The organism is Staphylococcus sp. McC-251-APC-3A2 (genome assembly GCF_009695665.1).
GTDB lineage: Bacteria > Bacillota > Bacilli > Staphylococcales > Staphylococcaceae > Staphylococcus > Staphylococcus cohnii.
This window is the reverse complement of sequence record NZ_VUNO01000004.1, coordinates 1-13,824: the sequence shown is the minus strand read 5'-3', so window position 1 is coordinate 13,824 and position 13,824 is coordinate 1. Positions and strand designations below refer to the sequence as shown.

Annotated in this window: 10 protein-coding genes; all 10 read left to right on the top strand. The window is 34.4% G+C overall.

Features of this window, described 5'->3' with window-relative positions:
- The first annotated feature begins 15 nt into the window (after positions 1 to 15).
- The 10 genes from FYJ81_RS09175 (at position 16) to FYJ81_RS09130 (ending at position 13,641) form a co-directional block, all read left to right on the top strand.
- Positions 16 to 1,422, top strand: coding sequence for a DHA2 family efflux MFS transporter permease subunit (locus FYJ81_RS09175; RefSeq protein WP_107523311.1), 1,407 nt, complete (start codon positions 16 to 18; stop codon positions 1,420 to 1,422).
- A 342-nt stretch (positions 1,423 to 1,764) separates the two neighbouring features.
- Positions 1,765 to 2,466 carry a response regulator YycF gene (yycF, locus tag FYJ81_RS09170; protein ID WP_019468531.1) on the top strand — a complete coding sequence of 234 codons (702 nt, stop codon included), beginning with the start codon at positions 1,765 to 1,767 and terminating at the stop codon, positions 2,464 to 2,466.
- A 13-nt stretch (positions 2,467 to 2,479) separates the two neighbouring features.
- A complete protein-coding gene (gene walK, locus FYJ81_RS09165; RefSeq protein ID WP_046207189.1) occupies positions 2,480 to 4,312 on the top strand; it encodes a cell wall metabolism sensor histidine kinase WalK in 1,833 nt (610 codons plus the stop codon).
- Positions 4,302 to 5,642, top strand: coding sequence for a YycH family regulatory protein (locus FYJ81_RS09160; protein ID WP_040030064.1), 1,341 nt, complete (start codon positions 4,302 to 4,304; stop codon positions 5,640 to 5,642). The genes walK and FYJ81_RS09160 overlap by 11 nt, the downstream gene beginning before the upstream one ends.
- The gene (locus FYJ81_RS09155) at positions 5,643 to 6,425 is read left to right on the top strand and encodes a two-component system regulatory protein YycI (protein WP_107523312.1); all 783 of its coding nucleotides are present in this window, start codon (positions 5,643 to 5,645) and stop codon (positions 6,423 to 6,425) included.
- A gap of 434 nt (positions 6,426 to 6,859) precedes the next feature.
- Positions 6,860 to 7,660 carry an MBL fold metallo-hydrolase gene (locus FYJ81_RS09150; RefSeq protein WP_103211427.1) on the top strand — a complete coding sequence of 267 codons (801 nt, stop codon included), beginning with the start codon at positions 6,860 to 6,862 and terminating at the stop codon, positions 7,658 to 7,660.
- Between the two features lie 718 nt (positions 7,661 to 8,378).
- Positions 8,379 to 8,858, top strand: a complete 480-nt coding sequence (gene rlmH, locus FYJ81_RS09145) for a 23S rRNA (pseudouridine(1915)-N(3))-methyltransferase RlmH (RefSeq protein ID WP_019468536.1) — start codon at positions 8,379 to 8,381, stop codon at positions 8,856 to 8,858.
- A gap of 514 nt (positions 8,859 to 9,372) precedes the next feature.
- Positions 9,373 to 11,436, top strand: a complete 2,064-nt coding sequence (locus FYJ81_RS09140; protein WP_195837324.1) for a heavy metal translocating P-type ATPase — start codon at positions 9,373 to 9,375, stop codon at positions 11,434 to 11,436.
- Positions 11,437 to 11,453: 17 nt separating this feature from the next.
- The gene (locus FYJ81_RS09135) at positions 11,454 to 11,999 is read left to right on the top strand and encodes a YdhK family protein (RefSeq protein WP_000592150.1); all 546 of its coding nucleotides are present in this window, start codon (positions 11,454 to 11,456) and stop codon (positions 11,997 to 11,999) included.
- Between the two features lie 427 nt (positions 12,000 to 12,426).
- Positions 12,427 to 13,641 carry a 3-hydroxyacyl-CoA dehydrogenase gene (locus tag FYJ81_RS09130; RefSeq protein ID WP_326752235.1) on the top strand — a complete coding sequence of 405 codons (1,215 nt, stop codon included), beginning with the start codon at positions 12,427 to 12,429 and terminating at the stop codon, positions 13,639 to 13,641.
- The last annotated feature ends 183 nt before the right edge of the window (positions 13,642 to 13,824 follow it).

Genomic DNA, 13,824 nt, shown 5'->3' with positions numbered 1-13,824 from the left:
AAAGGAGTATTTAAAATGACAACGCAAGTAAAAGTAAAGAACCCAAGCATGTACGCACTTGTACTTATGATTGGTGGATTTATGGGATTATTTAGTGAAACAGCGTTAAACATGGCACTCACAGATATTATGGCTGATTTTCAAGTTTCAGCTGCAGTGGTGCAATGGCTGACGACGGGATATTTACTCGTTATGGCTTGTTTAGTACCTGCTTCTTCTTATTTAATCAAGTGGTTTAATACGAAACCACTTATTATTACAGGAATTGTATTATCATTAATAGGCGTTATTATTGGTGCGCTCGCGCCTAATTTTAGTTTCTTATTATTAGGACGTATTGTACAAGCACTTGGCACAGGTATTTTACTACCAATCATGGTGACAGTGTTGATGCTTATATTCCCAATAGAAAAACGCGGTGCCGTGATGGGCATTATGGGTCTAGTGATTACCGCTGGACCTGCGCTTGGACCAACGCTGTCAGGTGTCATTATTTCAGCTTCTAGCTGGCATTATATTTTTTGGATTAGTGCGATTTTATACATTATCGTATTATTTATGGCAATTTCAAAAGTAGAAAATGTTGGAGAAATTACCAAACCTAAAATTGATATGATTTCTATTGCATTATCTACAATAGGATTTGCGGGATTAATCTTTGCATTAAGCACATTAGCTGAAGCACCATTTACAAGTACTATTGTATGGTTGCCGTTATTAATCGGCGTTGTTGCACTGGCTATCTTTATCGTACGACAATTCAAGATTGATTCGCCGATGCTTAATTTAAACGTATTTAAATATCCAATGTTTGTCATAGGGGCTGCAATGGTTTTCGTTACGATATTATGCATCCTATCTATGGGTATATTATTGCCGCTATATTTAAAAGGTGCTTTATTATTTAATTCGATTATTGCTGGTTTAATTTTATTACCAGGTAATGCAATCAATTTAATCTTATCCCCGATTGTTGGTTCCTTATTTGATCGTTTTGGTGCTAGATACTTTGGCATTTTCGGATTTTTACTGATGTTTATTGCTGCGTTAACGTTTGCATTAATGATTTCAGTTTCTACACCTGTTTGGGCTATTATTTTGGCATTCATGGTACTTTTCTTTGGCATATCGATGGTCATGATGCCAGCACAGACAAATGCCTTAAATCAATTGCCACACCACCTTTATGCTGATGGTTCAGCAACAATTACAACGTTAATACAAGTAGCAGGTTCAGCTGGTACTGCAATTGCCATTACGATTTATACCACAGCAATGCGTACCTTTGGCGCAAGCCATCCAAATGCAGAACAAGAAGTTGTACTGTCTTATGGTATCCAATATGCCTGTTTCTTTATTGTAATATTGACAGTTATCGGATTTATATTATCGCTCTTCGTTAAAAAATCTAAAAATATTTAATATTATCAGTGATGCATATCCAGTTTAAGCGACATCATGTTCAAATTATGACTAAGTTATCTCAAATACCTTAGTCAAAATAACATGACCCTTGCTGAGATATGTATCACTTTTTTATAGACTATGGGCAATATAGTCGCACAGTGATATCATGTTGTGTAGGCTTAATATATCTATAATTAACCTATTAATAGTAAAAAATGTTATAATTTTACAATATACCAATTTATTTTTTTGTTTAGAAAAATAGAATTAGCACGCTATAAATGGTAAATTATATTATAGAGAAATGCGTAGAAAAATATGTAAACGTACTACAATTTAGAAATGAGGTTTATAAATATGGCTAGAAAAGTTGTGGTAGTAGATGACGAAAAACCAATTGCTGATATTTTAGAGTTCAACTTGAAAAAAGAGGGTTATGAAGTATTCTGTGCATATGATGGTAATGACGCAGTAGATTTAATATATGATGAAGAACCAGACATTGTCTTATTAGACATTATGTTACCTGGTCGCGATGGCATGGAAGTATGCCGTGAAGTACGGAAAAAATATGAAATGCCAATAATTATGTTAACCGCAAAAGACTCAGAAATCGATAAAGTATTGGGTCTTGAACTTGGCGCCGATGACTACGTGACGAAACCATTTAGCACGCGTGAATTAATTGCGCGTGTCAAAGCAAACTTACGTCGTCATTATTCACAACCAGCACAAGAAGTGAACGATGCATCTAATGAAATTACAATTAAAGATATTGTTATCTATCCAGATGCATATTCTATTAAAAAACGTGGTACAGATATTGAATTAACACACCGTGAATTCGAACTGTTCCATTATTTATCTAAACACATGGGTCAAGTTATGACACGTGAACATTTATTACAAACTGTTTGGGGCTATGACTATTTTGGTGATGTACGTACAGTAGACGTAACGATTCGTCGCTTACGTGAAAAAATTGAAGACGATCCATCACACCCAGAATATATAGTGACACGCCGTGGTGTTGGATACTTCCTCCAACAACACGATTAGGGGACAATATTAAATGAAGTGGCTTAAACATTTTCAATCTCTACACACGAAACTTGTTATTGTCTATGTATTGTTAATCGTAATCGGTATGCAGATTATCGGTTTATACTTTACCAATAGTCTAGAAAAAGAATTAACACAAACATTTAAAAATAATATCTCGCAATACGCGAAACAAATAGAAATTAATATAGAAAAAGTCTATGACGAAGACAACTCAGTCAATGCACAAAAAGAAGTTCAAAATTTATTGAATGAGTATGCCAATAGACAAGAAATAGAAGAAATTCGTTTTATTGATAAAGATCAAATTATCATGGCTACCTCAAAGCAGTCTACGCGTAGTCTAATAAATCAAAAAGCTAATGACAGCTCCATACAAAAAGCGCTATCTCTAGGAGAAATTAATAGCCATACAGTATTAAAAGACTATGGTAATGGAAAACAACGTGTGTGGGTCTACAATTTACCAGTGAAGACATCAGATGATGGCACAATTGGTGATGTTTATATAGAAGCAGATATCAACGATGTATATAACCAATTAAGTAACATCAACCAGATCTTTATTGTTGGGACAGGCATCTCGCTATTAATTACAGTGATACTAGGTTTCTTTATTGCGCGCACAATCACAAAGCCAATTACCGATATGCGTAACCAAACCGTTGAGATGTCTAAAGGTAACTATACGCAACGTGTTAAAATTTACGGTAATGATGAAATTGGTGAACTTGCACTAGCCTTTAATAATTTATCCAAACGTGTACAAGAAGCACAAGCAAATACAGAAAGTGAAAAACGACGTCTAGACTCTGTCATTACGCATATGAGTGATGGTATTATCGCAACCGATCGTCGTGGCCGTGTGCGTATTGTCAACGATATGGCATTAACGATGCTAGGCATGATGAAAGAAGAAATTATCGGTCATTACATGTTAAATATGCTTAAATTAGAAGAAGATTTTTCATTAGATGAAATTCAAGAAAATAATGATAGTTTCTTATTAGATATCAATGAAAGTGAAGGTATAATCGCTCGTGTAAACTTTAGTACAATCGTACAAGAGACTGGCTTCGTTACAGGTTATATTGCCGTACTTCATGACGTAACAGAACAACAACAAGTTGAACAAGAACGTCGCGAATTCGTGGCGAATGTTTCACATGAATTACGTACGCCGTTAACATCCATGAATAGTTATATCGAGGCATTAGAAAGTGGTGCATGGAAAGATGATGCGTTAGCACCACAATTTTTATCAGTAACACGTGAAGAAACAGAACGTATGATTCGACTCGTAAACGATTTACTACAATTATCAAAAATGGATAACGAATCAGATCAGATTACCAAAGAAATTGTCGACTTTAATATGTTTATCAATAAAATTATTAATCGCCATGAAATGTCAGCGAAGGATACAACATTTGTACGTGAGATTCCAAAACAAACAATCTTTACAGAAATTGATCCAGATAAGATGACACAAGTGTTTGACAATGTCATTACCAACGCAATGAAGTATTCACGTGGTGATAAACGTGTTGAGTTTCACGTGAAACAAAACTCACTGTATAATCGTATGACCATCCGCGTCAAAGATAACGGCATTGGTATCCCTATCAATAAAGTAGATAAAATCTTTGATCGTTTCTACCGTGTAGATAAAGCACGGACGCGAAAAATGGGTGGTACAGGATTAGGACTAGCCATTTCTAAAGAAATTGTCGAAGCACATAACGGTCGCATCTGGGCAAATAGTGTAGAAGGACAAGGTACGTCAATCTTTATTACACTTCCATGTGAAGTACTAGAAGATGGTGATTGGGATGCAGAGTAAAGAACTAATTAAATCTATTATCCTATTTCTTTTAGTACTCATGAGTGCGATTTTGACGTATATGACATGGAACTTTTCACCTGATTTGGCTAATGTTGATAAACAAGACAATAGTAAAAAAGAAGCGAAATCAAATACAATCGGTAAACCTTTGAAACAAGGGATGCCTCAAGTGATCACACCATACCAAGTCATTCACTCTAAAGGTGAAAGTACAGAAGGTATGGAAGCAACACGCAGCAATGTCGAAGAAATCATTAAACCCTTAAAAAATCATCGTGTATTACACGCTGAACAAATGCACAGCAATCATAATTTAATTATTCCAGACTTGAGCGATGAATTTTTAGTATTGGACTTCACCTATGATATGCCACTTGCTACATATTTAGGACAAGTATTAAATATCAATGCCAAAGTACCCAACAACTTTAAATTTGATCGCCTGTTAATAGACAACAATCAAGACGGCAAAATTAAACTTTATGCGATTAGTAAAGATAGACATAATGTTGTACGCATGACCACAACTGTGAAGACAGATAAATTCACACAAGCATTGGAAAACCAGCATAAGCATATGCAACCATACACAGAAATTATTACCAATAAAGATACGATAGATAAAGCGACACATATCTTTGCGCCGAAGTCACCAAAAGGACAAAAATCCTACCATACAATCTATAATCACATTAGTGTAGATACCATGAATTCAATACTATTTAACGATTCAGTGGTAGTGCGTAGTTCAAGAAGCGGTGCAGTCACTTACAACAATAATACAGGTGTGGCCAACTACAATGATGAGACCGAAAAATATCGCTACACAAATCTATTAGAAGATGAAAACCGTTCAACGAACATGCAAGAAAGCATTCCAAGCACCTATGCATACATCAATAATCACGGTGGTTTTACAGATGATTTCAGATTATTCCATACAGACGATAAACGTGGCGATCTGACTTATCAACTGTTCTTGAATGGACGACCAACGTTTAACGACGACGATTTAAATACATTGAAAGTTTCTTGGGGCAATAAAGGTATTTATAGCTATGCGCGTACGTTATTAAAAGCAAATGTAACTATTGATAGTGGCGAAAAAGAAGTCAACCTGCCAGGCGCTGAAACTGTCCGTTCGGAACTAGCCAATAATCCTGAAGTAGATTTCGAAAAGGTAACAAACATGACCATTGGTTACCGCATGGAAGATAAACAGGACAACGGTGATATAGAAATCCAGCGCAACAGTGAATTTAAGCCATGTTGGTATGTAGAGTACGATGACAAGTGGCGTGCATACAAAGATGGGGGGCTAGAATAAATGAACTGGAAACACACGAAAACATTATTTATTTTTGTATTTATTCTAGTGAACATCAGCCTTATCATCATCTATATTGATAAAGTCAACAAATCTCATATTAACGATAGCGCCGACGAAAATGCAGTGAATTTTAAACAAGAAAAAATAGAAATTCCTGAAAATTTGCCAAGCGTTAAAAATATAGAAATGCAACTACTCACTGCAAGATCTAATGATTTTTCATCTTATGCAAAAGCACGTTCAAGTATTGCAAGCGAAGAAGACGGTCAAAAAATCAAAGGTGAAATCAATGATCCAATTGATGTAGGTAACGATCAATACACAGATTTAAAATCGTATGTTAAAGATAAAATCTTTAAAGGTCAAAATTACGAAATGAGTAAAATTGACGATAAAAATGTTACTTTTGAACAGACTTATAACGACTTTCCAATCATGAATAATAGTAAAGCACAACTCAAATTTAATATCAATGACGATGGTAAAGCATCAAGCTACAGACAAACAGCTATGAAATCCATAGAGCCATCAGAAGGTGCTAACAACGATAAGAAACAAGTAAACACTGCGAAAAGCGCGATAGAAGCACTTTATTATAATCGTTATCTTAAACGAAACGATGAAGTGACCAACGTCCGACTCGGCTATTATACCGTCGTTAAAGAGCCTAACGTGCAAGTACTAGAAGCCAATTGGGAAATCAAAGTAAAACATAAAGACGAATCCAAGACATATTACGTCGAAGCTATTTCAGACAGTCCCAAAATTGTTGAAGAATAGTGCGGACATAGCATTTATGACTTCACGCAAGCATATCGTTTAGTGAGTATTGAAAGATTTATCATAAAAATAAGAGAGCGGATATACGAAATCAAAAGTATTAACATTGATTTTGATACCGCTCTTTTATTATGTACTTTGAGACACAGTATTTAAAAAACAAGACACCACATTAAACATTAAATTCAATTTAAGCTTCAAAGTATGTTAAAATAGATTATTGTTAAATCAAAGTTATAAACCAACTGCGTTGATTTAAGATGAACGCATGTAAGCATAAATATGTACCACATAGGATAGTTCAAAAGTACATAATTTAAAAAACACAACAGATATAAAAACTTTAATCATTAGACAGAGGGCATGTTGAGGTCACATAAACCGTAGACTGCCTATACAAATTATAAGCAACGAGTGTTTATCGATTAGAAAGGGTGAATCGCTTGATACGAATGAGTGTATTAGCGAGTGGTAGTACAGGTAACGCCACTTATGTAGAAAGTGATAAAGGTAGTATTCTCGTCGATGCAGGCCTGACAGGTAAGAAGATGGAAGAACTGTTTGGTCAAATCGACAAACAAATTAAGCATTTAAACGGCATTTTAGTAACACATGAACATTCCGACCATATCAAAGGCCTTGGTGTCTTAGCACGTAAATACGGATTGCCAATATACGCAAACGAAAAAACATGGTCGGCAATCGAAAAGAAAGATAGTAAAATTCCAATGGATCAGAAATTCATTTTTAATCCATACGAGACTAAGTCTATTGCAGGCTTTGATATTGAATCATTTAACGTGTCTCACGATGCCATAGATCCACAGTTTTATATCTTCCATAATAATTATAAAAAATTCACGATACTCACAGACACAGGCTACGTTTCAGATCGCATGAAAGGCATGATTCAAGGCAGTGATGCTTTCGTATTCGAAAGTAATCACGACGTTGACATGCTTCGTATGTGTGGCTATCCATGGAAGACAAAACAACGTATCCTCAGTGATATGGGACACGTATCTAATGAAGATGCAGGGCTCGCCATGACAGACGTCATTACAGGCAGCACGAAACGCATCTACCTATCTCACTTATCACAAGACAACAACATGAAAGACCTTGCACGCATGAGCGTTGGCCAAGTCCTAAACGAACACGACATCGATACAGAAAAAGAAGTACTTCTCTGCGACACAGACAAAGCTCAAGCCACACCAATATATACACTATAATAAAGCAGCCCTTGCCCTTCATTGAAGCGGTTAGGGCTTTTTTGTGCACTAACCCGAGATTACTGTAAGCTATTGTTTAAACGGCTTGTTTGAAAAGTTAGAGGATCTTGATGGATTTGCTGAAGATGATTCGAAGCGTAGTTGGCATATGAAGTGAAATTGAGTAATTTTTAACACGATGGCTAAACGTAAATCTAGTTAAAGCACCAGTTTTCATATTATTGAGTTATCGGAGACGATTTATGCATGATCCTTAGTCTCTTGCCGTGATGACACGACGAAATCATTTTAACTAAATTAGAGGTTTGTTTAACTATCAATTTTATAAAATGACGAGCTAATTAAAGTAGTTACATATATGCATTTATCTGATAATTTATAAACAGTGGATAACTTACCTTATAGCTTGAACGAACATGAGATTTTGTAAAATAAACGTAAATTTTGTGAATAAGTATGTAAGACAATCGGCAACTTATCCACGTATTTATCCAAAGTTATCCAGAGATGTGCACAATTAACAGAGAAATACCCACATTATACACAGAGTTATCCACAAATAAACAGGTTATCCACTCTTACTTGTGAAAAAAACGTAAATTATTTTAAATTATCGTATACATTCCTGTTATAATAAGAGGGAATTGTGTGAATAAGTGCATAACTTGTGGATAAGTCTAATAACTATTGATTTTTAAGCTTTTACAGGAGGCATATTATGAAAATTACTATACTTGCAGTTGGCAAATTAAAAGAAAAATACTGGAAACAAGCCATAGCTGAATACGAAAAACGTTTAGGTGCGTATTCCAAAATTGAAATTATTGAAGTACCAGATGAAAAAGCACCCGAAAATATGAGTGACAAAGAAGTTGAACAAGTGAAAGAAAAAGAAGGCCAACGCTTACTAGCAAAAGTAAAGCCACAATCCACAGTCGTTACTTTAGAAATAAAAGGCAATATGCTGACTTCTGAAGGACTTGCTAAAGAATTAGAAAGCCGCATGACACGCGGCCAAAGCGACTTCACATTTATTATCGGTGGTTCCAATGGCTTGCATCAAGACGTTTTAAACAGAAGTGACTACGCACTATCATTCAGTAAAATGACATTTCCACACCAAATGATGCGCGTCGTCTTAATCGAGCAAGTCTACCGTGCGTTTAAAATCATGCGCGGTGAAGCTTATCACAAATAAAACTAAAAAATAGGTTGTATATAACTCACTTTGAAATTGATTGAATATATAGTAACTTTAATAGAATGCAGCTATTGTGGCGTAGAATATGAGAATCAAAAAATGATTAATATAGTTTGAAGAGAGTGAGCATAAATACTAGAAAAATGGCCAGTAAATGAGTTTATTATAAATTCATTTACTGGCTTCTTTAAATAATTATCTAGACAATTTGCTTTTCTAGACATACTCTGAAATGCGTTATTTTCTTTAAGAATATTAATATATGACTTGTTTTGGTAATGATAACCTTGGTCAGAGTGTATTTTCATGCGATAGTTAAGATTAGATCTTTTAATTAAAACATTGTTTTAAATATCGATGACAAGGTCTAATGTAGGACGTGTAGACATAAGTTTCGGAATTATATAAATCCATAAAAGTAGATAAATCGAAAACATTTATACCCCTAAGGGGTATGTGTTATAGTATAAGTATAGCTAATATAATATTTTCATAAATAGGAGGAGTTAATTTGAAGAATAATGGTGAAGAGCTTAAGCATCAAAATCACATGAATCATTCCAATCAAATGCATCATGATAACCATGAATCACATAATCATCATAGTGGCCATGCACATCATCATGGGAATTTTAAAGCTAAGTTTTTTGTTTCATTAATTTTTGCAATACCTATCATTTTTTTATCGCCAATGATGGGCGTTAAATTACCTTTTCAATTCACATTTCCAGGTTCTGAATGGGTAGTGTTAATATTAGGTACAATTTTATTCTTTTATGGTGGTAAACCGTTCTTGTCTGGTGGTAAAGATGAAATTGCTGCAAAAAAACCAGGCATGATGACCTTAGTTGCCCTAGGCATTTCGGTAGCTTATATTTATAGCTTGTATGCTTTTTATATGAATAACTTTAGTAGTGCAACTGGTCATACAATGGACTTTTTTTGGGAATTAGCTACCTTAATTTTAATTATGTTATTAGGACATTGGATAGAAATGAATGCTGTCGGAAATGCTGGAGATGCTTTAAAGAAAATGGCAGAACTGTTACCTAATAGTGCTATTAAAGTTATGGATAATGGCCAACGCGAAGAAGTTAAAATATCAGACATCATGACTGATGATATCGTCGAAGTAAAAGCCGGAGAAAGCATTCCAACAGATGGTATTATCGTTCAAGGACAAACATCTATAGATGAATCCCTAGTCACTGGAGAATCTAAAAAAGTACAAAAAAATCAAAATGACAACGTCATCGGGGGTTCTATTAATGGGTCTGGAACAATACAAGTCAAGGTTACAGCTGTGGGAGAAGATGGATATCTTTCTCAAGTTATGGGACTTGTTAATCAAGCACAAAGTGATAAATCTAGTGCTGAATTGTTATCTGATAAAGTAGCGGGTTATTTATTCTACTTTGCTGTAAGTGTTGGTGTGATTTCTTTTATTGTCTGGATGCTCATTCAAAATGATGTTGATTTTGCATTAGAACGTCTTGTAACTGTGTTAGTCATTGCTTGTCCACATGCTTTAGGCTTGGCAATACCTTTTGTCACTGCACGTTCTACTTCAATTGGTGCACATAATGGTTTAATTATTAAAAATAGAGAGTCTGTAGAAATAGCTCAACATATCGATTATGTAATGATGGATAAAACTGGTACTTTAACTGAGGGTAACTTTTCTGTGAATCATTATGAGAGCTTTAAAAATGATTTGAGTAATGATACAATATTAAGCCTTTTCGCCTCATTAGAAAGTCGATCTAATCACCCATTAGCTATAAGTATTGTTGATTTTGCGAAAAGTAAAAATGTTTCATTTACTAATCCACAAGACGTTAATAATATTCCAGGTGTCGGATTAGAAGGTCTAATTGATAATAAAACATATAAAATAACAAATGTCTCTTATCTTGATAAACATAAACTTAATTATGACGATGACTTGTTTACTAAATTAGCTCAACAAGGTAATTCAATCAGCTATTTAATTGAGGATCAACAAGTCATTGGCATGATTGCTCAAGGAGATCAAATTAAAGAAAGCTCAAAACAAATGGTAGCTGATTTACTATCAAGAAATATTACACCAGTCATGCTTACAGGTGACAATAATGAAGTGGCACACGCTGTCGCAAAAGAATTAGGTATTAGTGATGTCCACGCACAACTCATGCCAGAAGATAAGGAAAGCATTATAAAAGATTATCAAAGTGACGGTAATAAAGTCATGATGGTCGGAGACGGTATCAACGATGCGCCGAGTCTTATAAGAGCCGATATTGGTATAGCAATTGGTGCAGGCACAGATGTTGCAGTGGATTCAGGTGATATCATACTTGTTAAAAGTAATCCATCAGATATTATTCATTTCTTGACCCTTTCAAATAATACTATGAGAAAAATGGTACAAAACTTATGGTGGGGTGCAGGTTATAATATTGTTGCTGTACCTTTAGCAGCTGGTATTTTAGCATTTATCGGCTTGATTTTATCACCTGCAATAGGTGCTATTTTAATGTCACTAAGTACGGTTATTGTTGCAATTAATGCCTTTACATTAAAATTAAAATAAAAGATAGGAGTTTTATTATGATTAAAAAATTATTTTTTATGATATTAGGATCATTACTAATATTATCAGCTTGCTCCAATAATGATGAAAAAGATAAAGACACTAATGACCAAAAAAGTGAGAGCCATATGAAGCATAATGATGAAAGTAAAGTTCCAGAAGATATGAAATCGACTAATGAGGGTGAATTTAAAGTGGGAGATAAAGTAACGATTACAGCAGGGCATATGCCAGGTATGAAAGGTGCAGAAGCTACTGTAAAAGGTGCGTATAAAACATATGCCTATGTTGTAAGTTATAAACCCACAAATGGAAATGAAAAAGTAAACAATCATAAATGGGTCGTAAACGAAGAGATTAAAGATGCACCTAAAGATGGATTTAGCAAGGGCGATACTGTTAAATTAGAAGCAAGTCATATGTCTGGTATGAAAGGTGCTACAGCCAATATAGATAACGTGAAAAAGACTACTGTTTACGTAGTTGATTACAAATCCAAAGATAATGGTAAAATCATTAAAAATCATAAATGGATGACAGGAAATGAGTTGAAAGCACGATAAAAATCTAGTTCTAAATTGAGAAATAAATAGATATAAAAATATCCTCCTTAATCAATAATTTAAATAACTTATTATTGTTAAGGATGATATTTTTTAGTGTGTAAATTAAAAAGAATTTTAGAAGAATAACATTTATCAAAAAACTGTTTATTACCTTATTAAATGATGACAGTCGTTTAAATATTAGTGATTTAGTGATTACAAGGTTTTACTAAGCGCATATCTACTATATAAGTTTAAACAATGCCACGAAATAAGAAGAGTTTTCCAAATTAGACAGTTGCGAGTGGAAATCTCTTCTTTTGATTTTCAAAGGTATATTAATTATACTTATGTTGTGAATAAATTGTGACACCCCATAAAAATAACACCTCATGATTTTGTTAATTTTTAGATGTCATAATAAAGGTATTTACTAAAATTATTTCTGAAGGGTAGTGTAGAGATGAATATTAAAAATGTAGTTGTCGCTGGTGGCGGTGTATTAGGTAGCCAAATCGCTTTTCAGGCTGCGTATTCAGGTTTTAACGTTTCAATTTATGATGTGAATAAAAAAGGGCTTGAAGCGGCAAAAGACCGTTTAGAAAAATTAGTACCGCGTTATATTAAAGATTTAGATGCGCCAGAAGACAAATTAAAAGCAACCGTTAAAAGCATCCAAACTTCAACAAATTTAAAAGAAATTGTCGCAGATGCGGACTTAGTGATTGAAGCCATTCCTGAAAAATTATCAATAAAACAATCATTTTATAAAGAACTTGGAGAAGTTGCGCCAGAAAAAACAATTTTCGCAACAAACTCCTCAACATTATTACCAAGTGATTTTAAAGATGCAACAGGACGTACAGATCGTTTCTTAGCGTTACACTTTGCGAACGAAATTTGGTTAAATAATGTCGGCGAAATTATGGCGACTAAAGACACAGATCGTGCTGTATTTGATGAAGTTGTTGAATATGCAGGAGCAATGGGCTTACACCCAGTGTCAATTAAAAAAGAACATGCAGGTTACGTTCAAAACTCACTTCTTGTGCCATTCTTCCACGTGGCTGAAGAAATGTATGCGAATGAAGAAGAAACACCACAAGAAATTGATAAAATTTGGATGAACGCTATACGTATGAACGTGGGTCCATTCGGTGCGATTGACGTCGTTGGTTTAAATACAAATACTGCTATCGTACAAGCAGAATATGAAAAAGACGGCACACCTTGGAAAAAAGCGTACGTTGACAAAAATAACGTCAAAATCCAAAATGGTGAACTTGGTAAAGCAACAGGTAAAGGATTCTACACATATCCAAACCCTGAATATGAAACTTGGGACATTCCTGTCGACGAAAAACCATCTGACGAACATTTACAACAAGCCGTCGCGAATGACAACAATGGCGTGTTATCTAAATTGTTATTGTCTTTATTCAAAGCCGCTGAAGATTTATACGTTAACGAAATTGCAGAATACGATGTCATTGATACAACTTGGCATATTAACTCACGTTCACCTATTGGACCATTCGAAATGATGGATGCGATAGGTATTGATAAAGTCATTGAAATTCATGAAAAATACGACAACAACATTGATCAAGACGTGATGAAATTTTTAGAATCACGTCGTGGCAAAACATTTTATTCTTAAAAATGTGTGAATCAAATTAAGCGCGCTCATCTTCAAATAGATGGGCGCGCTTTTTTAGGATGTTCATCTTTTGTGGTGGGCAGATAATTAAAAGTAACTAATTTTATATTTAACTTAATCATAACACGTAGTAATCACTACATTCATTTAAGCGTACAGTTAATTATTAATTGTGCGCTTTTT

What these genes read in the sequence shown, in the direction of transcription:
- FYJ81_RS09175 (WP_107523311.1), top strand. Translation starts at nt 16, where the DNA reads ATGACAACGCAAGTAAAAGTAAAGAACCCAAGCATGTACGCACTTGTA.
- yycF (WP_019468531.1), top strand. Translation starts at nt 1,765, where the DNA reads ATGGCTAGAAAAGTTGTGGTAGTAGATGACGAAAAACCAATTGCTGAT.
- walK (WP_046207189.1), top strand. Translation starts at nt 2,480, where the DNA reads ATGAAGTGGCTTAAACATTTTCAATCTCTACACACGAAACTTGTTATT.
- FYJ81_RS09160 (WP_040030064.1), top strand. Translation starts at nt 4,302, where the DNA reads ATGCAGAGTAAAGAACTAATTAAATCTATTATCCTATTTCTTTTAGTA.
- FYJ81_RS09155 (WP_107523312.1), top strand. Translation starts at nt 5,643, where the DNA reads ATGAACTGGAAACACACGAAAACATTATTTATTTTTGTATTTATTCTA.
- rlmH (WP_019468536.1), top strand. Translation starts at nt 8,379, where the DNA reads ATGAAAATTACTATACTTGCAGTTGGCAAATTAAAAGAAAAATACTGG.
- FYJ81_RS09135 (WP_000592150.1), top strand. Translation starts at nt 11,454, where the DNA reads ATGATTAAAAAATTATTTTTTATGATATTAGGATCATTACTAATATTA.